The following is a 19,271-nucleotide window of genomic DNA, read 5'->3' on the forward strand; positions in this document are numbered from 1 at the left end:
AGACCATGAGCAAGATCCTGATCCGTGGTGCGAAGGTGCTCGGCGGCGAGCCGCAGGACGTGCTGATCGACGGTGCGACGATCGCCGAGGTGGGCCGGGACCTGAGCGCCGAGGGCGCGGAGGTCGTCGAGGCCGCCGGCAAGGTGCTGCTCCCCGGCCTGGTCGACCTGCACACCCACCTGCGCGAGCCGGGCCGCGAGGACTCCGAGACCGTGTTGACCGGCACCCGCGCGGCCGCGAGCGGCGGCTACACGGCCGTCTTCGCCATGGCCAACACCTTCCCCGTCGCCGACACCGCGGGCGTCGTCGAGCAGGTCTACCGGCTCGGCCGGGAGCACGGCTACTGCGACGTGCAGCCCATCGGCGCCGTCACCGTCGGCCTGGAGGGCCGGAAGCTCGCCGAGCTGGGCGCGATGCACGAGTCCGCCGCCGGCGTCACCGTCTTCTCCGACGACGGCAAGTGCGTGGACGACGCCGTGATCATGCGCCGGGCGCTGGAGTACGTGAAGGCCTTCGGCGGCGTCGTCGCCCAGCACGCCCAGGAGCCGCGCCTCACCGAGGGCGCCCAGATGAACGAGGGCGTCGTCTCCGCCGAACTGGGCCTGGGCGGCTGGCCGGCCGTCGCCGAGGAGTCGATCATCGCGCGGGACGTGCTGCTCGCCGAGCACGTCGGCTCCCGCGTGCACATCTGCCACCTGTCGACCGCCGGGTCCGTGGAGATCGTCCGCTGGGCCAAGTCCCGCGGCATCGACGTCACCGCCGAGGTCACCCCGCACCACCTGCTCCTCACCGACGAACTGGTGCGCTCGTACAACCCGGTCTACAAGGTCAATCCGCCGCTGCGCACCGAGCGGGACGTGCACGCCCTGCGCGAGGCGCTCGCCGACGGCACGATCGACATCGTCGCCACCGACCACGCCCCGCACCCGCACGAGGACAAGGACTGCGAGTGGGCCGCCGCCGCCATGGGCATGGTGGGCCTGGAGACCGCGCTGTCGGTGGTCCAGGAGACGATGGTGGACACGGGCCTGCTGGACTGGGCCGGCGTCGCCGACCGGATGTCCGTCAGGCCCGCGCAGATCGGACAGGCCACCGGACACGGCCGCCCCGTCTCGGCTGGTGAGCCCGCCAACCTCGCCCTCGTCGACACGGCATACCGTGGCCGGGTGGACCCCGCGGGCTTCGCCTCGCGCAGCCGCAACACCCCGTACGAGGGACGCGAGCTGCCGGGCCGTGTGACGCACACGTGGCTGCGGGGCAAGGCCACGCTCGTCGACGGGAAGCTCACGTGACACCTGTAATCCTGCTGGCCGAGGCGAAGAAGTCGGCCGAGGTCACCGACTGGGGCGCCCGCATCGGCTGGCTCGTCGGACTCGCCCTCTTCGTCGCGCTCATCTACTGGCTGATGCGCGAGGGATGGAAGTGGCGCGGCACCCTCCAGGGGGACCTGCCCGCCCCGCCCAGCGCGCCGGACGCCAACGGCCCGGTGAGACTGAGCATGAGCGGCCGCTACCACGGCTCCACGACCGCCGGTCAGTGGCTGGACCGCATCGTGGCCCACGGCCTCGGCACCCGCAGCCGGGCCGAGCTCACCCTGACCGACGCGGGCCTGGAGGTCGAGCGCCCCGGAGCGAACGACTTCTTCGTCCCCACGGCCGCGCTGCTCGGCGCCCGGCTCGACAAGGGCATCGCCGGCAAGGTCCTCACCGAGGGCGGACTGCTGGTGGTGACCTGGGCACTGGGCGACAAGCTGATCGACTCCGGCTTCCGCTCCGACCACGCGGCCGAGCACGCCGAGTGGGCCGACACCCTGAACAAGATGATCAACGACACGGAAGGCGCACGATGACGACCTCCACCAGGGGAACCGCGAAGGTTCCCGCCGTACTCGTCCTGGAGGACGGCCGCACCTTCCGCGGCCGCGCCTACGGGGCCGTGGGGGAGACCTTCGGCGAGGCCGTGTTCTCCACCGGCATGACCGGCTACCAGGAGACCCTCACCGACCCGTCCTACGACCGCCAGATCGTCGTCGCGACCGCCCCGCAGATCGGCAACACCGGCTGGAACGACGAGGACGACGAGTCCCGGCGCATCTGGGTCTCCGGGTACGTCGTGCGCGACCCCGCGCGCGTGCCGTCCAACTGGCGCGCCAAGCGGTCCCTCGACGACGAGCTGGTCGCGCAGGGCGTGGTCGGCATCTCCGGGATCGACACCCGGGCGCTCACCCGCCACCTGCGCGAGCGCGGCTCGATGCGCGCCGGCATCTTCTCCGGCGAGGCCGTCGCCCCCGAGGCCGAGCTGGTCGAGCGGGTGCAGGCGCAGCCGCACATGAAGGGCGCGAGCCTCTACGAGGAGGTCGCCACCAAGGAGGCGTACGTCGTCCCGGCCGTCGGCGAGAAGCGCTTCACCGTCGCCGCCATCGACCTCGGCATCAAGGGCATGACCCCGCACCGCATGGCCGAGCGCGGCATCGAGGTGCACGTGCTGCCCGCCACCGCCACCGCCGACGAGGTCTACGCCGTCGAGCCCGACGGCGTCTTCTTCTCCAACGGCCCCGGCGACCCGGCCACCGCCGACGGCCCCGTCGCGCTGATGTCGGCCGTCCTGGAGCGCCGTACGCCGCTGTTCGGCATCTGCTTCGGCAACCAGATCCTCGGCCGCGCCCTCGGCTTCGGCACCTACAAGCTGAAGTACGGCCACCGCGGCATCAACCAGCCGGTCCAGGACCGTACGACCGGCAAGGTCGAGGTCACCGCGCACAACCACGGCTTCGCCGTGGACGCGCCGCTCGACAAGGTCAGCGACACCAAGTTCGGCCGCGCCGAGGTCTCGCACGTCTGCCTGAACGACGACGTCGTGGAGGGGCTGCAGCTGCTCGACCAGCCCGCCTTCTCCGTCCAGTACCACCCCGAAGCGGCAGCCGGCCCGCACGACGCCGCCTACCTCTTCGACCGCTTCGTATCCCTGATGGAGGGCCAGCGTGCCTAAGCGCACCGATATCCAGTCCGTCCTGGTCATCGGCTCCGGCCCGATCGTCATCGGCCAGGCAGCCGAGTTCGACTACTCCGGCACCCAGGCCTGCCGGGTGCTCAAGGCCGAGGGCCTGCGCGTGGTCCTCGTCAACTCCAACCCGGCGACGATCATGACCGACCCGGAGATCGCCGACGCCACCTACGTGGAGCCGATCACCCCCGAGTTCGTCGAGAAGATCATCGCCAAGGAGCGTCCCGACGCCCTGCTGCCCACCCTGGGCGGCCAGACGGCCCTGAACACGGCCATCGCGCTGCACGACAACGGCGTCCTGGAGAAGTACGGCGTCGAGCTGATCGGCGCCAAGCCCGAGGCGATCCACAAGGGCGAGGACCGCGACCTGTTCAAGGGCGTCGTGGAGGAGGTCCGCCGCAAGACGGGCCACGGCGAGTCGGCGCGCTCGGTCATCTGCCACACCATGGACGACGTCCTCAAGGGCGTCGAGACGCTCGGCGGCTACCCCGTGGTCGTCCGCCCGTCCTTCACCATGGGCGGCGCCGGCTCCGGCTTCGCGCACGACGAGGAGGAGCTGCGCCGCATCGCCGGCCAGGGCCTCACGCTCTCCCCGACCACCGAGGTGCTCCTGGAGGAGTCCATCCTCGGCTGGAAGGAGTACGAGCTGGAGCTGATGCGCGACAAGCACGACAACGTCGTGGTCGTCTGCTCCATCGAGAACTTCGACCCGATGGGCGTGCACACCGGCGACTCGATCACCGTCGCCCCGGCGATGACGCTGACCGACCGCGAGTACCAGGTGCTGCGCGACGTCGGCATCGCGATCATCCGCGAGGTCGGCGTCGACACCGGCGGCTGCAACATCCAGTTCGCGGTGAACCCCGAGGACGGCCGGGTCATCGTCATCGAGATGAACCCGCGCGTCTCGCGCTCCTCGGCGCTCGCCTCCAAGGCGACCGGCTTCCCCATCGCCAAGATCGCCGCCAAGCTGGCCGTCGGCTACACGCTCGACGAGATCCCGAACGACATCACCCAGGAGACCCCGGCCTCCTTCGAGCCCACGCTCGACTACGTGGTCGTCAAGGCCCCGCGGTTCGCCTTCGAGAAGTTCCCGCAGGCCGACTCCACGCTGACCACCACCATGAAGTCGGTCGGCGAGGCCATGGCCATCGGCCGCAACTTCACCGAGGCCTTCCAGAAGGCGCTGCGCTCGCTGGAGAAGAAGGGCAGCCAGTTCGCCTTCACCGGCGAGCCCGGCGACAAGGAGACGCTGCTCCGCGAGGCCGTGCGCCCCACCGACGGCCGGATCAACACCGTCATGCAGGCCATCCGCGCGGGCGCCACCCCCGAGGAGGTCTTCGAGTACACGAAGATCGACCCGTGGTTCGTGGACCAGCTCTTCCTGATCAAGGAGATCGCCGACGAGCTGGCCGGGGCGCCCGAGCTGACCGCCGACCTGCTCGCCGAGGCCAAGCGCCACGGCTTCTCCGACCAGCAGATCGGCGAGATCCGCGGCCTGCGCGAGGACGTCGTCCGCGAGGTCCGGCACGCCCTCGGCATCCGCCCGGTCTACAAGACGGTCGACACCTGCGCCGCCGAGTTCGCCGCGCGGACGCCGTACTTCTACTCCTCCTACGACGAGGAGTCCGAGGTCGCGGCCCGCGAGAAGCCCGCGGTGATCATCCTGGGCTCCGGCCCGAACCGCATCGGCCAGGGCATCGAGTTCGACTACTCCTGCGTCCACGCCTCCTTCGCGCTGTCCGACGCCGGGTACGAGACCGTGATGGTCAACTGCAACCCGGAGACCGTCTCCACCGACTACGACACCTCCGACCGGCTGTACTTCGAGCCGCTGACGCTGGAGGACGTGCTGGAGATCGTCCACGCGGAGCAGCAGGCCGGTCCGGTCGCGGGCGTGATCGTGCAGCTCGGCGGCCAGACCCCGCTCGGCCTGTCGCAGGCCCTGAAGGACAACGGCGTGCCGATCGTGGGCACCTCGCCCGAGGCGATCCACGCCGCCGAGGACCGCGGCGCCTTCGGCCGGGTCCTGGCGGAGGCCGGCCTGCCCGCCCCCAAGCACGGCACGGCCACCACCTTCGAGGAGGCCAAGGCCATCGCCGACGAGATCGGCTACCCGGTCCTGGTCCGGCCCTCGTACGTGCTCGGCGGCCGCGGCATGGAGATCGTCTACGACGAGACCCGCCTGGCCTCCTACATCGCCGAGTCGACCGAGATCAGCCCGTCCCGGCCGGTCCTCGTGGACCGCTTCCTGGACGACGCCATCGAGATCGACGTCGACGCCCTCTACGACGGCGAGGAGCTCTACCTCGGTGGCGTGATGGAGCACATCGAGGAGGCCGGCATCCACTCCGGCGACTCGGCGTGCGCCCTGCCCCCGATCACCCTCGGCGGCTTCGACATCAAGCGTCTGCGCGCCTCCACGGAGGCGATCGCCAGGGGCGTCGGAGTGCGCGGCCTGATCAACATCCAGTTCGCGATGGCGGGCGACATCCTCTACGTCCTGGAGGCCAACCCGCGCGCCTCCCGCACGGTGCCCTTCACCTCGAAGGCGACCGCCGTGCCGCTGGCCAAGGCCGCCGCCCGGATCTCGCTGGGCGCGACCGTCGCCGAGCTGCGCGCCGAGGGCCTGCTGCCGGCGAACGGCGACGGCGGCGAGCTGCCGCTGGACGCGCCGATCTCCGTCAAGGAGGCCGTGATGCCGTGGTCGCGTTTCCGCGACATCCAGGGCCGCGGCGTCGACACCGTCCTCGGCCCGGAGATGCGCTCCACCGGCGAGGTCATGGGCATCGACTCGGTCTTCGGCACCGCGTACGCCAAGTCGCAGGCCGGCGCCTACGGGCCGCTGCCCACCAAGGGCCGCGCCTTCATCTCGGTCGCCAACCGGGACAAGCGCTCGATGATCTTCCCGGCGCGCGAGCTGGTCGCGCACGGTTTCGAGCTGCTCGCCACCTCGGGCACCGCCGAGGTGCTCCGGCGCAACGGCATCAACGCCACGGTCGTGCGCAAGCAGTCCGAGGGCACCGGCCCGAACGGCGAGCGGACCATCGTCCAGCTCATCCACGACGGCGAGGTCGACCTCATCGTCAACACGCCGTACGGCACCGGCGGCCGCCTCGACGGCTACGACATCCGTACCGCGGCGGTGGCCCGCTCCGTGCCGTGCCTGACGACCGTCCAGGCGCTCGCGGCGGCCGTCCAGGGCATCGACGCGCTCAACCACGGCGACGTGGGCGTCCGCTCGCTCCAGGAACACGCGGAACACCTGACCGCGGCCCGCGACTAGCAGCCCCGAGGGGGACACCGGAAACGGTGTCCCCCTCTTCACGAGGACACCATGTACAAGATCTTCTTCAACCTCCTCTTCAAACGGATGGACCCCGAGACGGCCCACCACCTGGCCTTCCGCTGGATCCGCCTGGCCGTCCGCGTCCCAGGCTTGCGCACGTTCGCGGCGGCCGTCCTCGCGCCCCGCCACAAGGAGCTGCGCACCGAGGCCTTCGGGCTGCGCATGCACGGCCCCTTCGGCCTCGCCGCCGGCTTCGACAAGAACGCCGTCGCCATCGACGGCATGTCCATGCTGGGCTTCGACCACGTCGAGATCGGCACGGTCACCGGTGAGCCCCAGCCCGGGAACCCCCGGAAGAGGCTGTTCCGCCTCGTCGCCGACCGCGCGCTGATCAACCGCATGGGCTTCAACAACGACGGCTCACTGGCCGTCGCGGCCCGCCTCGCCGCACGCGAGCCGGTGTTCCGGACCGTCGTCGGCGTCAACATCGGCAAGACCAAGGTCGTCCCCGAGGAGGAGGCCGCCGGCGACTACGTGAAGTCCGCCGAGCGCCTCGCGCCCCACGCCGACTACCTGGTCGTGAACGTCTCCTCCCCGAACACCCCCGGCCTGCGCAACCTCCAGGCGACCGAGGCGCTGCGCCCGCTGCTGGCCGCGGTGCGCGAGGCCGCCGACCGCGCCGTCCCGGACCGGCGCGTCCCGCTGCTGGTGAAGATCGCCCCCGACCTCGCGGACGAGGACGTCGACGCCGTCGCCGACCTGGCGGTGGAACTCGGCCTGGACGGCATCATCGCCACCAACACCACCATCGCGCGCGAGGGACTCGGCCTGACCTCCCCGCCGTCGCTGGTGAAGGAGACCGGCGGTCTCTCCGGCGCGCCGCTCAAGGCGCGCTCCCTGGAGGTGCTGCGCCGCCTGTACGCGCGCGTGGGCGACCGGATCACGCTGGTGGGTGTCGGCGGCGTCGAGACCGCCGAGGACGCCTGGCAGCGCATCCTCGCCGGGGCCACGCTGGTGCAGGGGTACAGCGCCTTCATCTACGAGGGCCCGTTCTGGGCCCGTGCGATCCACAAGGGCCTGGCCGCACGCCTGCGCACCAGCCCGTACGCCACCCTCGCCGACGCGGTCGGCGCCGACGTGAGGAACGACGCATGACGGTTCTGGAGCCCTTCGGCGCGCGCCTGCGCCGCGCGATGGACGAGCGCGGCCCGCTGTGCGTCGGCATCGACCCGCACGCCTCCCTGCTTGCCGAGTGGGGCCTCCCCGACGACGTCGCCGGCCTGGAGCGGTTCAGCCGCAGGGTCGTCGAGGCGGTGGCCGACCGGGTCGCGGTCGTGAAGCCGCAGAGCGCGTTCTTCGAGCGGTTCGGCTCGCGTGGCGTCGCCGTGCTGGAGCGGACGGTCCAGGAGACGCGCGCGGCCGGCGCCCTCGTCGTGATGGACGCCAAGCGCGGCGACATCGGCTCGACCATGGCCGGGTACGCCGAGGCCTACCTGCACAAGGACTCCCCGCTGTTCTCGGACGCGCTGACCGTCTCGCCCTACCTCGGCTACGGCTCGCTCAGCCCGGCCGTGGCGCTGGCCAGGGAGAGCGGCACCGGCCTGTTCGTGCTGGCGCTGACCTCGAACCCGGAGGGCCCCGAGGTGCAGCACGCGGTCCGCGCCGACGGACGCGACGTGGGCGCGACCATACTGGCGCACCTCGCCGCCGAGAACGCCGGCGAGGAGCCGCTGGGCTCGTTCGGGGCGGTCGTCGGCGCGACGGTGGGGGACCTGTCGTCGTACGACCTCGGCATCAACGGCCCGCTGCTGGCGCCCGGCGTGGGGGCGCAGGGGGCGACGGCGGCCGACCTTCCCCGGCTCTTCGGGCCGGCGGTGCGCAACGTGGTGCCGAACGTCAGCCGGGGCGTGCTGCGCCAGGGGCCGGACACCGGGGCGCTGCGCTCGGCCACGGAGCGCTTCGCGGACGAGATCAGGACCGCCGTCGCGGGCGGCTGAGCTGCCGTGAGGGCGTCGCGGCGCGCGGCCGGCGGGCGGCTTGAGTGTGAATACATCCTCAAATCGAGGGCAGTATGTCTGAAATGTCCGGCCTGACGGCGGCTGACCTGTACTTTTCCGCTGTTCTCGCTGACTCTGGCGGACTTGACCGCTAGTCTCCGAGCAGTGGGGGCACCTCCCGCGCCTCCGCAGGTAGTGGGGGAGAACGGGCAGCGTGTTGCTCGTGGCTCCCCAGGTGTGGGGCGACTAGGTTCCTCACCGGTCCGTATCCGACAGTTCGACATCCGAGGTGACGTAGGCGTGGCTCTTCCGCCCCTTACCCCTGAACAGCGCGCAGCCGCGCTCGAAAAGGCCGCCGCGGCTCGCCGGGAGCGGGCCGAGGTCAAGAATCGACTCAAGCACTCCGGCGCCTCCCTGCACGAGGTCATCAAGCAGGGCCAGGAGAACGACGTCATCGGCAAGATGAAGGTCTCCGCCCTGCTCGAGTCCCTGCCGGGCGTGGGCAAGGTCCGCGCCAAGCAGATCATGGAGCGTCTGGGCATCTCCGAGAGCCGTCGCGTGCGCGGTCTCGGCTCCAACCAGATCGCCTCGCTGGAGCGTGAGTTCGGCAGCACCGGCTCCTGAGTCCGGTCTCCGGCCGGACCGGGAGTCCCGGGCACTCCGGGATTGCTGGAATAATCGCTGCATGGCTGTAACACCCCGGGGGACGACCCCCGTGCCCCCGGACGCACGTCCGCGGCTGACCGTGCTCTCCGGCCCCTCCGGGGTCGGCAAGAGCACGGTCGTCGCCCATATGCGCAAGGAACATCCCGAGGTCTGGCTCTCGGTGTCCGCGACCACCCGCAAGCCCCGCCCCGGCGAGCAGCACGGAGTCCACTACTTCTTCGTCACCGACGACGAGATGGACAAGCTGATCGCCAACGGCGAGCTGCTGGAGTGGGCCGAGTTCGCCGGCAACCGCTACGGCACGCCCCGCACGGCCGTGCAGGAGCGGCTGGAGAAGGGCGAGCCCGTGCTGCTGGAGATCGACCTCCAGGGCGCCCGGCAGGTCCGCGAGTCGATGTCCGACGCCCAGCTGGTGTTCCTCGCCCCGCCCTCCTGGGACGAACTGGTGCGCAGGCTCACCGGCCGGGGGACCGAGCCGCCCGAGGTCATCGAGCGCCGCCTGGACGCGGCGAAGACCGAGCTGGCGGCCGAGCCGGAGTTCGACGAGACCCTCGTCAACACCTCCGTCGAGGACGTGGCCCGCGAGCTGCTAGCCTTGATGGACGTTGTGTGATCGTGACCGCCGCACCCAGGTGCACGCGGCCCCTAGCACCGACTGATTCTTTCCCATCCATCGGAAGGTAGAGCGTGTCCTCTTCCATCACCGCGCCCGAGGGCATCATCAACCCGCCGATCGACGAGCTGCTCGAGGCCACGGACTCGAAGTACAGCCTCGTGATCTACGCGGCCAAGCGGGCCCGCCAGATCAACGCGTACTACTCGCAGCTCGGTGAGGGCCTGCTCGAGTACGTCGGTCCGCTCGTCGACACGCACGTCCACGAGAAGCCGCTGTCGATCGCCCTGCGTGAGATCAACGCCGGTCTGCTGACCTCCGAGGCCATCGAGGGCCCCGCCCAGTAGAACCGCGCGGTAGTACTTTCAGATCGCGGTTGACTCATCCACAGGCCCGGCAGTCACTCCCCCGGAGGGGGACCCGCTGCCGGGCCTGTGGTGTGTGAGGAACCCGTACGTTGCCGAGTCCGGGAGAGATGGTGGACAAGCCGAGGGTCGTTCTGGGGGTCAGTGGCGGCATCGCCGCGTACAAGGCCTGTGAGCTGCTGAGGAGGTTCACGGAGTCGGGCCACGACGTACGCGTGGTGCCCACCGCCTCCGCGCTGCACTTCGTCGGCGCGGCCACCTGGTCCGCCCTCTCCGGCAACCCGGTCTCCACGGAGGTCTGGGACCAGGTCGAGGAGGTGCCGCACGTCCGCATCGGCCAGCACGCCGACCTGGTCGTGGTGGCCCCCGCCACCGCCGACATGCTCGCCAAGGCCGCCCACGGCCTCGCCGACGACCTGCTGACCAACACCCTCCTCACCGCCCGCTGCCCGGTCGTCTTCGCGCCCGCCATGCACACGGAGATGTGGGAGCACCCCGCCACCCAGGAGAACGTGGCGACGCTGCGCCGCCGCGGCGCCGTCGTCGTCGAGCCCGCGGTGGGCCGCCTGACCGGGGTGGACACCGGAAAGGGCCGGCTGCCCGACCCGGTGGAGATCTTCGAGGTGTGCCGCCGGGTCCTGGCCCGGGGCGCCCAGGCGCCCGACCTCCAGGGACGGCACGTGGTGGTCTCGGCAGGCGGCACCCGCGAGCCCCTCGACCCGGTCCGCTTCCTGGGCAACCGCTCCTCCGGCAAGCAGGGCTACGCCCTCGCCCGCACGGCCGCCGCCCGCGGCGCCCGGGTCACGCTGGTCGCCGCCAACACCGGGCTGCCCGACCCGGCCGGGGTCGACGTGGTCCCGGTGGGCACCGCCGTCCAGCTCCGCGAAGCCGTCCTGAAGGCGGCGGCCGACGCCGACGCCGTGGTCATGGCCGCCGCCGTCGCCGACTTCCGCCCCGCCGTCTACGCGGCGGGAAAGATCAAGAAGAAGGACGACCAGGAGCCCGCCCCCATCACCCTGGTGCGGAATCCGGACATCCTCGCGGAGATCTCGGCGGAGCGAGCCCGGCCGGCGCAGGTCGTCGTCGGCTTCGCCGCGGAGACCGACGACGTGCTCGCCAACGGCCGCGCCAAGCTCGCCCGCAAGGGCTGCGACCTCCTCGTCGTCAACGAGGTCGGCGAGCGCAAGACCTTCGGCTCCGAGGAGAACGAGGCCGTGGTGCTGGGCGCCGACGGCAGCGAGACCCCCGTGCCGCACGGTCCCAAGGAGGCCCTCGCTGACGTCGTCTGGGACCTGGTGGCCGCCCGTCTCGGCTGACCTCGCCGCCGGCGTTGGGCCGTCCGGGCGCGGCCCGGTTCGGCCGTCCGGGCCCTTCTGGTCCGGCCGCGGGACGTCGGTTTTCCGCCGCACAATGTCGCGTGGCGGGCCTGGCCAAGGCCGCTCGGCATTGTGCAGAATGCCCGTGCCGCAGGTCACAGCACTCCCGAGTGGCGAGACACGTGGGCCGGCGGCCGAGTGCGACCGATAAACTGTTCTCGGACGACGTCGGGTGCAGCCCCCCGCGTCATCTGCCAATGATCAGCCAGCAGCCGCTGCAACCCCAGGGAGCGTTGTGTCCCGTCGCCTGTTCACCTCGGAGTCCGTGACCGAGGGTCACCCCGACAAGATCGCTGACCAGATCAGCGACACGATCCTCGACGCGCTGCTGCGCGAGGACCCCTCCTCGCGCGTCGCCGTCGAGACGCTGATCACCACCGGCCTGGTGCACGTGGCCGGCGAGGTCACGACCAAGGCGTACGCGGACATCGCGACCCTGGTCCGCAACAAGATCCTGGAGATCGGTTACGACTCCTCGAAGAAGGGCTTCGACGGAGCCTCCTGCGGCGTCTCGGTGTCGATCGGCGCGCAGTCGCCGGACATCGCGCAGGGCGTCGACACGGCCTACGAGTCCCGGGTCGAGGGCGACGAGGACGAGCTCGACAAGCAGGGCGCCGGCGACCAGGGCCTGATGTTCGGCTACGCCTCGGACGAGACCCCGACGCTGATGCCGCTGCCGGTCTTCCTGGCGCACCGCCTGTCGAAGCGGCTCTCCGAGGTCCGCAAGAACGGCACCATCCCCTACCTGCGTCCCGACGGCAAGACTCAGGTCACCATCGAGTACGACGGCGACAAGGCCGTCCGCCTCGACACCGTCGTGGTCTCCTCCCAGCACGCCTCGGACATCGACCTCGAGTCGCTGCTCGCGCCCGACATCCGCGAGTTCGTCGTCGAGCCCGAGCTGAAGGCCCTGCTGGAGGACGGCATCAAGCTGGACACTGAGGGCTACCGGCTGCTGGTCAACCCGACCGGCCGCTTCGAGATCGGCGGCCCGATGGGCGACGCCGGCCTGACCGGCCGCAAGATCATCATCGACACCTACGGCGGCATGGCCCGCCACGGCGGCGGCGCCTTCTCCGGCAAGGACCCGTCCAAGGTCGACCGCTCCGCCGCCTACGCCATGCGCTGGGTCGCCAAGAACGTCGTGGCGGCGGGCCTGGCCTCCCGCTGCGAGGTCCAGGTCGCCTACGCCATCGGCAAGGCCGAGCCGGTGGGCCTGTTCGTGGAGACCTTCGGCACCGCCAAGATCGACCACGAGAAGATCGAGAAGGCGATCGACGAGGTCTTCGACCTCCGTCCGGCCGCCATCATCCGCGACCTCGACCTGCTCCGCCCGATCTACGCCCAGACCGCCGCGTACGGCCACTTCGGCCGTGAGCTGCCCGACTTCACCTGGGAGCGCACGGACCGCGTGGACGCCCTGCGCCAGGCCGCGGGCCTGTAGTCCCGACCCGCTCGTCCCGCCGAGGCCCGGCTCCCCTTCGGGAGCCGGGCCTCGGTGCGTCCGGCGCTCCCGCACCCCCGTGCCCGTGCCCGCCGTCCCGGCGGGAACCGCTCGGGGCGCCGGTTGTCGGTGGCGTTTGGTAAGAATGCAAGCGTGAGCAGCGAGAACGGTTCGGGGGACGGCGGGGCCGAGGGGGCGCCGCCGGAGCAGCTCGCGCTCATCCGGGAGAGCGTGCGGGAGGCCAGGGTGCCCCGGGCCAAGCCGCGGACCTGGCGGGGCGCCGCGCTGGCGGGGGAGCTGCCCGTGGCGCGGGTGCTCGTCGACAAGGGCGTGCTGCACCTCGACCGCTACTTCGACTACGCGGTGCCCGAGGAACTGGACGCCGAGGCGCAGCCCGGGGTCAGGGTGCGGGTGCGGTTCGGCGCCGGACGGGGGCGCGTCCGCGAGGGGCGGCGCGAGGGCGGCGGGCTCATCGACGGCTTCATCGTCGAGCGGCGGGCGGAGTCCGACTACTCGGGGCCGCTGGCGGCGCTCGCCCAGGTGGTCTCGCCCGAGCCCGTGCTCGGCGAAGAGCTGCTGGGGCTCGCGCGGGCCGTCGCCGACCGGTACGCGGGCAGCCTCGCCGACGTGCTGCAGCTCGCCGTGCCGCCGCGCAGCGCGCGCGCCGAGCGGCGGCCCTCGCCCGCCCCGCTGCCTCCGCCGCCGGCGCCGGAGCCGGGCCCATGGGCGCGGTACGAGCACGGTGCCGCGTTCGTCGAGTCGCTGGCCGCCGGCGCCGCCCCGCGGGCCGTGTGGAACGCCCTGCCCGGCCCGCTGTGGAGCGACGAGCTGGCCCGGGCCGTCGCCGCCACGCTCGCCTCGGGACGCGGCGCGCTCGTCGTCGTACCGGACGGGCGGGCCGCCGCCCGCGTGGACGCCGCGCTGACGGCGCTGCTCGGCGAGGGCCGGCATGTGCTGCTCACCGCCGACGCCGGCCCCGAGAAGCGGTACGCGCAGTGGCTCGCGGTGCGGCGCGGTGCCGTGCACGCCGTCGTCGGCACCCGTGCGGCGATGTTCGCGCCCGTGCGGGACCTGGGCCTCGTCGCCGTCTGGGACGACGGGGACGGCAGCCACAGCGAGCAGCACGCCCCGCAGCCGCACGCCCGGGACGTCCTGCTGCTGCGCGCGACGCTCGACAAGTGCGCCTTCCTGCTCGGCGGCTGGAGCTGCACGGTCGAGGCGGCCCAGCTCGTCGAGAGCGGCTGGGCGCGTCCCCTGGCCGCCGGCCGCGAGCAGGTACGGAGGGCCGCCCCCCTCGTGCGCACGGTCGGGGACGACGACCTCGCGCGCGACGAGGCCGCCCGCGCCGCCCGGCTGCCCACGCTCGCCTGGCAGGCGGTCCGAGAGGGGCTGCGGCACGGCCCGGTGCTGGTGCAGGTGCCCCGGCGCGGTTACGTGCCCCGCATGGCCTGTGCCCAGTGCCGGGCGCCCGCCCGGTGCCGCCACTGCGCGGGCCCGCTGGAGGCCCAGGACGCTGGCGCGCTGCGGTGCGGCTGGTGCGGACGCGAGGAGGGCGCCTGGCACTGCCCGGAGTGCGGGGGCTTCCGGCTGCGGGCCCAGATCGTGGGGGCGCGTCGGACCGCCGAGGAACTGGGACGGGCCTTCCCCGCCGTACCGGTGCGCACATCGGGGCGCGAGCACGTGCTGGACACCGTGCCGGACACGCCCGCGCTGGTGGTGAGCACGCCCGGGGCCGAGCCCGTCGCCGAGGGCGGCTACGCGGCCGCCCTGCTGCTGGACGGCTGGGCCATGCTCGGGCGGCCCGACCTGCGGGCCGGTGAGGAGGCGCTGCGCCGGTGGATCGCCGCCGGGGCGCTCGTGCGGCCGCAGGGCGACGGCGGGACGGTCGTCGTGGTGGCCGAGCCGACCCTGCGTCCCGTGCAGGCGCTGGTGCGCTGGGACCCCGTAGGCCACGCGGTGCGGGAGCTGGCCGAGCGGGCCGAGCTGGGCTTCCCGCCGGTGTCCCGGATGGCGGCCGTGTCCGGTACGGCCGAGGCCGTCGCCGAGTTCCTCGGCGCCGTCGCGCTGCCCGAGGACGCCGAGGTGCTGGGGCCGGTGCCGGTGCCGCCCACGCTGCCGGGCCGGCCCCGCAGGCCCGGTGCGCCGCCGCCCGGTGAGCACTGGGAGCGGGCGCTGGTGCGGGTCCCGCCGGGCAGCGGGGCCGCGCTGGCCACCGCGCTGAAGACGGCCCAGGCCGCGCGGATGGCGCGGGGGAGCGAGGAGCCGGTGCGGGTGCGAATCGATCCGCCGGACATCGGCTGAGGGCCGCCGGCAGCGGCCGGAGGACCCAGGTGCCGTCGGCCGGCACGCGTCTGCCCTCCCGGTGCCTCCCGGGAGGGCGGGGATGAGACCGGGCCGGGCGGTGCGCTCAGCCGTTGCGCGGGCCGGGGAAGGCCGTCGTCCGGGCGTCGTCGCGGAGCGTCGGGCTGCCCGCGGTCGGCTGCGTCGGCATGGAACGGGCCGCGGGAACCGTCGGCACCGCGGCGGGCAGGGGAGAGTTCACGTCGAGCGTGCGGGTGCCGGACGGCTCGGTGGCCCGCTCGTTCTCGGCGGCCGCCTGCGTCGCGGCCCGGCGGGCGCCGTAACGGCGGTGCACCGCCTGCTTGGTGACGCCGAGGGCCGAGCCCACCGCGTCCCAGGAGAAGCCGAGCGAGCGGTCGAAGTCCACGGCGGCGGTGACCAGCGTCTCGACGCTGTCCCGCAGTTCCTGGGCGAGGCGGACCGTCGGGGCGGGGGCGCGGCCGTAGACGACGAAGCCCGTGGACGGGCCGGAACGGCGCGGACGGTAGACGTTGCCCAGCTGGGCGGTGAGCGTGCGGAGCGCGTCCACCTGCCGGCGGACCCGCTCGATGTCCCGCACCAGCAAGTGCAGGCTGGCCCGGGCCTGGGCGTCGTGGGTGGCGTGGTCGGCCATGAACAAGCCTCTCGAACCGGCGTTGAAAGGAATCCGGGCCGCTGGCGCGGCCCGATGCGGTCAACTCTCTCTTGACAACGCGTGGACGCTCCGCCGGTCACGGGGTGGGGGCGTGCGGGCATATGCGTACGCCGCCCGCAGCCCGCGCACCACCGGCGCGGGCCGGGCGCCGCCGGCGACCGCGCGTCCCCGGCAGGTGGGACGGTGGACCCGGCCGGGCCATAGACTGGTGCGCCGCCCGTCCGACCCCCGCCCGAGAGGCCCGATCCCGCCCATGAAGCTCGTGTTCGCCGGCACCCCCGAGGTCGCCGTTCCCGCCCTGGACGCTCTTCTCGCCTCCGGGCGGCACGAGGTGGCCGCCGTCGTCACACGGCCCGACGCGCCGGCCGGACGGGGGCGCAGGCTGGTCGCGTCCCCCGTGGCCGAGCGGGCGGCGGAGGCCGGCATCGAGGTGCTGAAGCCGGCCAAGCCGCGCGACCCCGAGTTCCTGGAGCGGCTGCGCGAGATCGCCCCGGACTGCTGCCCCGTCGTCGCCTACGGCGCCCTGCTGCCCCGGGTCGCCCTGGACATCCCGGCGCACGGCTGGGTCAACCTGCACTTCTCCCTGCTGCCGGCCTGGCGCGGGGCCGCACCCGTGCAGCACGCCCTCATGGCGGGCGACGAGATCACCGGGGCCTCCACCTTCCTCATCGAGGAGGGGCTCGACTCGGGTCCGGTGTACGGCACCGTCACCGAGCAGGTCCGGCCCACCGACACCAGCGGCGATCTGCTCACCCGGCTCGCCTTCGCCGGCTCCGGACTGCTGGCCGCGACCATGGACGGCATCGAGGACGGCACCCTGAAGGCCGTACCGCAGCCGGCCGAGGGCATCACTCTCGCCCCCAAGATCACCGTCGAGGACGCCCAGGTGGACTGGGCGGCGCCCGCGCTCCGCGTCGACCGGGTGGTGCGCGGCTGCACGCCCGCGCCCGGCGCCTGGACCACGTTCCGCGGCGAGCGGCTCAAGCTCGTCCAGGTCGCGACCGTCCCCGAGCGCTCCGGTCTGGCCCCGGGGCAGCTCGTGGCCGGCAAGAACAGCGTGCACGTGGGCACCGGTTCGTACGCCGTCGAGCTGCTCTGGGTGCAGGCCCAGGGCAAGAAGCCGATGCGGGCCGCCGACTGGGCGCGCGGGGCGCGCATCGCGGAGGGGGAGACGCTCGGGGGCTGAGCCCCGGGCGGCGGGGGCGCGGCCGCGCCGACGTACGCTGGGATCCGCACCCCCTTCTTCACATCCGGAGCACCTTTTTCGTGAGCGAGCAGTCCCAGCGGCCGCGCCGGCCCGCCAAGCCGTACCGCCGTCCCCAGAAGGACCCCGTCCGCATCCTGGCCTTCGACGCGCTGCGCGCGGTGGACGAACGGGACGCGTACGCCAACCTGGTCCTGCCGCCGCTGCTGCGCAAGGCGCGCGAGAAGGGCGGTTTCGAGGCGCGGGACGCCGCTCTGGCCACCGAGCTGGTGTACGGGACGCTGCGCCGGCAGGGCACCTACGACGCGGTCATCGCCGCCTGTGTCGACCGGCCGCTGCGCGAGGTCGACCCGCCGGTGCTGGACGTGCTCAGCCTGGGCGCGCACCAGCTCCTCGGGACCCGGATCCCGACCCACGCCGCCGTGTCCGCGTCCGTGGAGCTCGCCCGGGTGGTGCTCGGGGACGGGCGGGCCAAGTTCGTCAACGCGGTGCTGCGGAAGGTGGCCCAGAACGACCTCGACGGCTGGGTCGAGAAGGTCGCGCCTCCTTACGACGAGGACCCCGAGGACCATCTCGCCGTCGTGCACTCGCACCCCCGCTGGGTCGTCTCCGCGCTGTGGGACTCCCTCGGCGGCGGCCGGGCCGGCATCGAGGAACTGCTGGCGGCCGACAACGAGCGGCCCGAGGTCACGCTCGTCGCGCGGCCGGGCCGGGCCACCACCGAGGAGCTGCTGCGCGAGGAGGCCGCCGTGCCGGGCCGCTGGTCGCCGTACGCCGTGCGGCTGGCCGAGGGCGGTGAGCCGGGCGCGGTGCCGGCCGTGCACGAGGGGCGGGCCGGGGTGCAGGACGAGGGCAGCCAGCTGGTCGCCCTCGCGCTCGCCAACGCTCCGCTCGACGGTCCCGACGCCACGTGGCTCGACGGCTGCGCCGGTCCCGGCGGCAAGGCCGCCCTGCTGGCCGCCCTCGCCGCGGAGCGCGGGGCCGCGCTGCTGGCCGCCGAGAAGCAGCCGCACCGGGCCGGACTGGTGGCCAAGGCCCTCCGGGGCAACCCGGGCCCGTACCAGGTGATCACCGCCGACGGGACCCGGCCGCCGTGGCGGCCCGGCTCCTTCGACCGGGTCCTGATGGACGTGCCCTGCACCGGACTCGGCGCCCTGCGCCGGCGCCCCGAGGCACGCTGGCGGCGCCGCCCGGAGGACCTGGACACCTTCGGGCCGCTGCAGCGCGCCCTGCTGCGCACCGCGCTGGACTCGGTGCGGGTCGGCGGGGTCGTCGGCTACGCCACCTGCTCGCCGCACCTCGCCGAGACCCGGGCGGTCGTCGCCGACGTGCTCAAGCAGCGCCCGGAGACCGAGCTGATCGACGCCCGCCCGCTGCTGCCCGGCGTCCCGGCGCTCGGCGAGGGCCCGGACGTACAGCTCTGGCCGCACCTGCACGGCACCGACGCCATGTACCTGGCCCTGATCCGCCGCACCGGCTGACGCCCGGCCCGCGGTTCCCCGGGGACGCGGGGAACAGGGCCACCGGGCCTCCACCGGCCGCGGCCGGCTCCCGACGGCCGCCGCCGGGACATGGCCCGCGCGGACCGCCGTTTCAGCGGAGGGCGGCGGCATGGCAGGCTTGGGCCATGGCCGCGCAGATCAACCCCAGCATTCTGTCCGCCGACTTCGCCCGCCTCGCGGACGAGGCCAAGGCGGTCGAGGGAGCCGACTGGCTCCATGTCGACGTCATGGACAACCATTTCGTCCCGAACCTCACGCTCGGCGTGCCGGTCGTGGAGTCCCTCGCGCGTGCCACGGGCACCCCGCTGGACTGCCATCTGATGATCGAGGACCCCGACCGCTGGGCGCCGCAGTACGTGGAGGCGGGGGCCTCGTCGGTCACCTTCCACGTCGAGGCGGCCGCCGCGCCGGTGCGCCTCGCCCGGGAGATCCGCGCCAAGGGCGCCCGCGCCTCCATGGCGCTGAAGCCGGCGACGCCGATCGAGCCGTACGAGGACCTGCTGCCGGAACTCGACATGCTGCTGATCATGACGGTCGAGCCGGGCTTCGGCGGGCAGGCCTTCCTGGACATCATGCTGCCGAAGATCCGCCGTACCCGGGAGCTGATCGGCAAGCACGGCCTGCAGCTCTGGCTGCAGGTCGACGGCGGTGTCTCCGCCTCGACCATCGAGCGGTGCGCGGAAGCCGGCGCGGACGTGTTCGTGGCCGGCTCGGCCGTGTACGGGGCCGAGGACCCCGCGGAGGCGGTGCGGGCGCTGCGCGCCCAGGCGGATTCCGTTACCGCCGAGGCGTCCTGGGCATGCGGCCACTGAGCCACGGCTACGTGAACGCTTGAGTG

16 protein-coding genes are annotated in these 19,271 nt (G+C 73.2%); 15 read left to right on the forward strand and 1 reads right to left on the reverse strand.

What is annotated here, in order from left to right:
- Positions 1 to 5 precede the first annotated feature (5 nt).
- From ACFYU0_RS27915 to ACFYU0_RS27970, 12 genes are all read left to right on the forward strand, one after another.
- Positions 6 to 1,292: a dihydroorotase gene (locus ACFYU0_RS27915; protein WP_389304790.1), complete on the forward strand. Its 1,287-nt coding sequence runs from the start codon at positions 6 to 8 to the stop codon at positions 1,290 to 1,292.
- Positions 1,289 to 1,849, forward strand: coding sequence for a hypothetical protein (locus ACFYU0_RS27920; protein ID WP_389304791.1), 561 nt, complete (start codon positions 1,289 to 1,291; stop codon positions 1,847 to 1,849). Before ACFYU0_RS27915 ends, ACFYU0_RS27920 begins: the two co-directional genes overlap by 4 nt.
- Positions 1,846 to 2,988, forward strand: a complete 1,143-nt coding sequence (gene carA / locus ACFYU0_RS27925) for a glutamine-hydrolyzing carbamoyl-phosphate synthase small subunit (protein ID WP_351663877.1) — start codon at positions 1,846 to 1,848, stop codon at positions 2,986 to 2,988. The genes ACFYU0_RS27920 and carA overlap by 4 nt, the downstream gene beginning before the upstream one ends.
- Positions 2,981 to 6,289 carry a carbamoyl-phosphate synthase large subunit gene (gene carB / locus ACFYU0_RS27930; protein WP_389304792.1) on the forward strand — a complete coding sequence of 1,103 codons (3,309 nt, stop codon included), beginning with the start codon at positions 2,981 to 2,983 and terminating at the stop codon, positions 6,287 to 6,289. Before carA ends, carB begins: the two co-directional genes overlap by 8 nt.
- 51 nt (positions 6,290 to 6,340) lie before the next feature.
- A complete protein-coding gene (locus ACFYU0_RS27935) occupies positions 6,341 to 7,447 on the forward strand; it encodes a quinone-dependent dihydroorotate dehydrogenase (RefSeq protein WP_389304793.1) in 1,107 nt (368 codons plus the stop codon).
- Positions 7,444 to 8,289, forward strand: a complete 846-nt coding sequence (gene pyrF / locus ACFYU0_RS27940; protein ID WP_389304794.1) for an orotidine-5'-phosphate decarboxylase — start codon at positions 7,444 to 7,446, stop codon at positions 8,287 to 8,289. The genes ACFYU0_RS27935 and pyrF overlap by 4 nt, the downstream gene beginning before the upstream one ends.
- 300 nt (positions 8,290 to 8,589) lie before the next feature.
- The gene (locus ACFYU0_RS27945) at positions 8,590 to 8,913 is read left to right on the forward strand and encodes an integration host factor (protein WP_003977346.1); all 324 of its coding nucleotides are present in this window, start codon (positions 8,590 to 8,592) and stop codon (positions 8,911 to 8,913) included.
- Positions 8,914 to 8,974: 61 nt separating this feature from the next.
- On the forward strand, positions 8,975 to 9,568 hold the full coding sequence (gene gmk, locus ACFYU0_RS27950) for a guanylate kinase (protein WP_351663869.1): 594 nt from the start codon (positions 8,975 to 8,977) through the stop codon (positions 9,566 to 9,568).
- 74 nt (positions 9,569 to 9,642) lie between these two features.
- Entirely contained in the window at positions 9,643 to 9,915 is a 273-nt protein-coding gene (gene rpoZ, locus ACFYU0_RS27955; protein WP_005319902.1) for a DNA-directed RNA polymerase subunit omega, read from the forward strand.
- A gap of 131 nt (positions 9,916 to 10,046) precedes the next feature.
- Positions 10,047 to 11,249: a bifunctional phosphopantothenoylcysteine decarboxylase/phosphopantothenate--cysteine ligase CoaBC gene (gene coaBC, locus ACFYU0_RS27960; protein WP_351664169.1), complete on the forward strand. Its 1,203-nt coding sequence runs from the start codon at positions 10,047 to 10,049 to the stop codon at positions 11,247 to 11,249.
- A gap of 295 nt (positions 11,250 to 11,544) precedes the next feature.
- Positions 11,545 to 12,753 (forward strand): methionine adenosyltransferase, encoded by a 1,209-nt coding sequence (metK, locus tag ACFYU0_RS27965; RefSeq protein WP_351663867.1) that lies wholly within the window; start codon positions 11,545 to 11,547, stop codon positions 12,751 to 12,753.
- A gap of 153 nt (positions 12,754 to 12,906) precedes the next feature.
- On the forward strand, positions 12,907 to 15,054 hold the full coding sequence (locus tag ACFYU0_RS27970; protein WP_389304795.1) for a primosomal protein N': 2,148 nt from the start codon (positions 12,907 to 12,909) through the stop codon (positions 15,052 to 15,054).
- A gap of 106 nt (positions 15,055 to 15,160) precedes the next feature.
- Here ACFYU0_RS27970 and ACFYU0_RS27975 read toward each other — a convergent pair whose 3' ends face one another.
- The gene (locus ACFYU0_RS27975) at positions 15,161 to 15,706 is read right to left on the reverse strand and encodes a hypothetical protein (protein ID WP_351663863.1); all 546 of its coding nucleotides are present in this window, start codon (positions 15,704 to 15,706) and stop codon (positions 15,161 to 15,163) included.
- Positions 15,707 to 15,980: 274 nt separating this feature from the next.
- Here ACFYU0_RS27975 and fmt point away from each other — a divergent pair, with 274 nt between their 5' ends.
- From fmt to rpe, 3 genes are all read left to right on the forward strand, one after another.
- A complete protein-coding gene (fmt, locus tag ACFYU0_RS27980; protein ID WP_351663861.1) occupies positions 15,981 to 16,913 on the forward strand; it encodes a methionyl-tRNA formyltransferase in 933 nt (310 codons plus the stop codon).
- An 80-nt stretch (positions 16,914 to 16,993) separates the two neighbouring features.
- Positions 16,994 to 18,412 (forward strand): transcription antitermination factor NusB, encoded by a 1,419-nt coding sequence (locus ACFYU0_RS27985; RefSeq protein WP_351663859.1) that lies wholly within the window; start codon positions 16,994 to 16,996, stop codon positions 18,410 to 18,412.
- 146 nt (positions 18,413 to 18,558) lie between these two features.
- Positions 18,559 to 19,245, forward strand: a complete 687-nt coding sequence (gene rpe / locus ACFYU0_RS27990) for a ribulose-phosphate 3-epimerase (protein ID WP_351663857.1) — start codon at positions 18,559 to 18,561, stop codon at positions 19,243 to 19,245.
- The last annotated feature ends 26 nt before the right edge of the window (positions 19,246 to 19,271 follow it).

Origin of the sequence: Streptomyces sp. NPDC003720, from assembly GCF_042875075.1 — a bacterium.
In the GTDB taxonomy this organism is placed as follows: Bacteria; Actinomycetota; Actinomycetes; order Streptomycetales; family Streptomycetaceae; genus Streptomyces.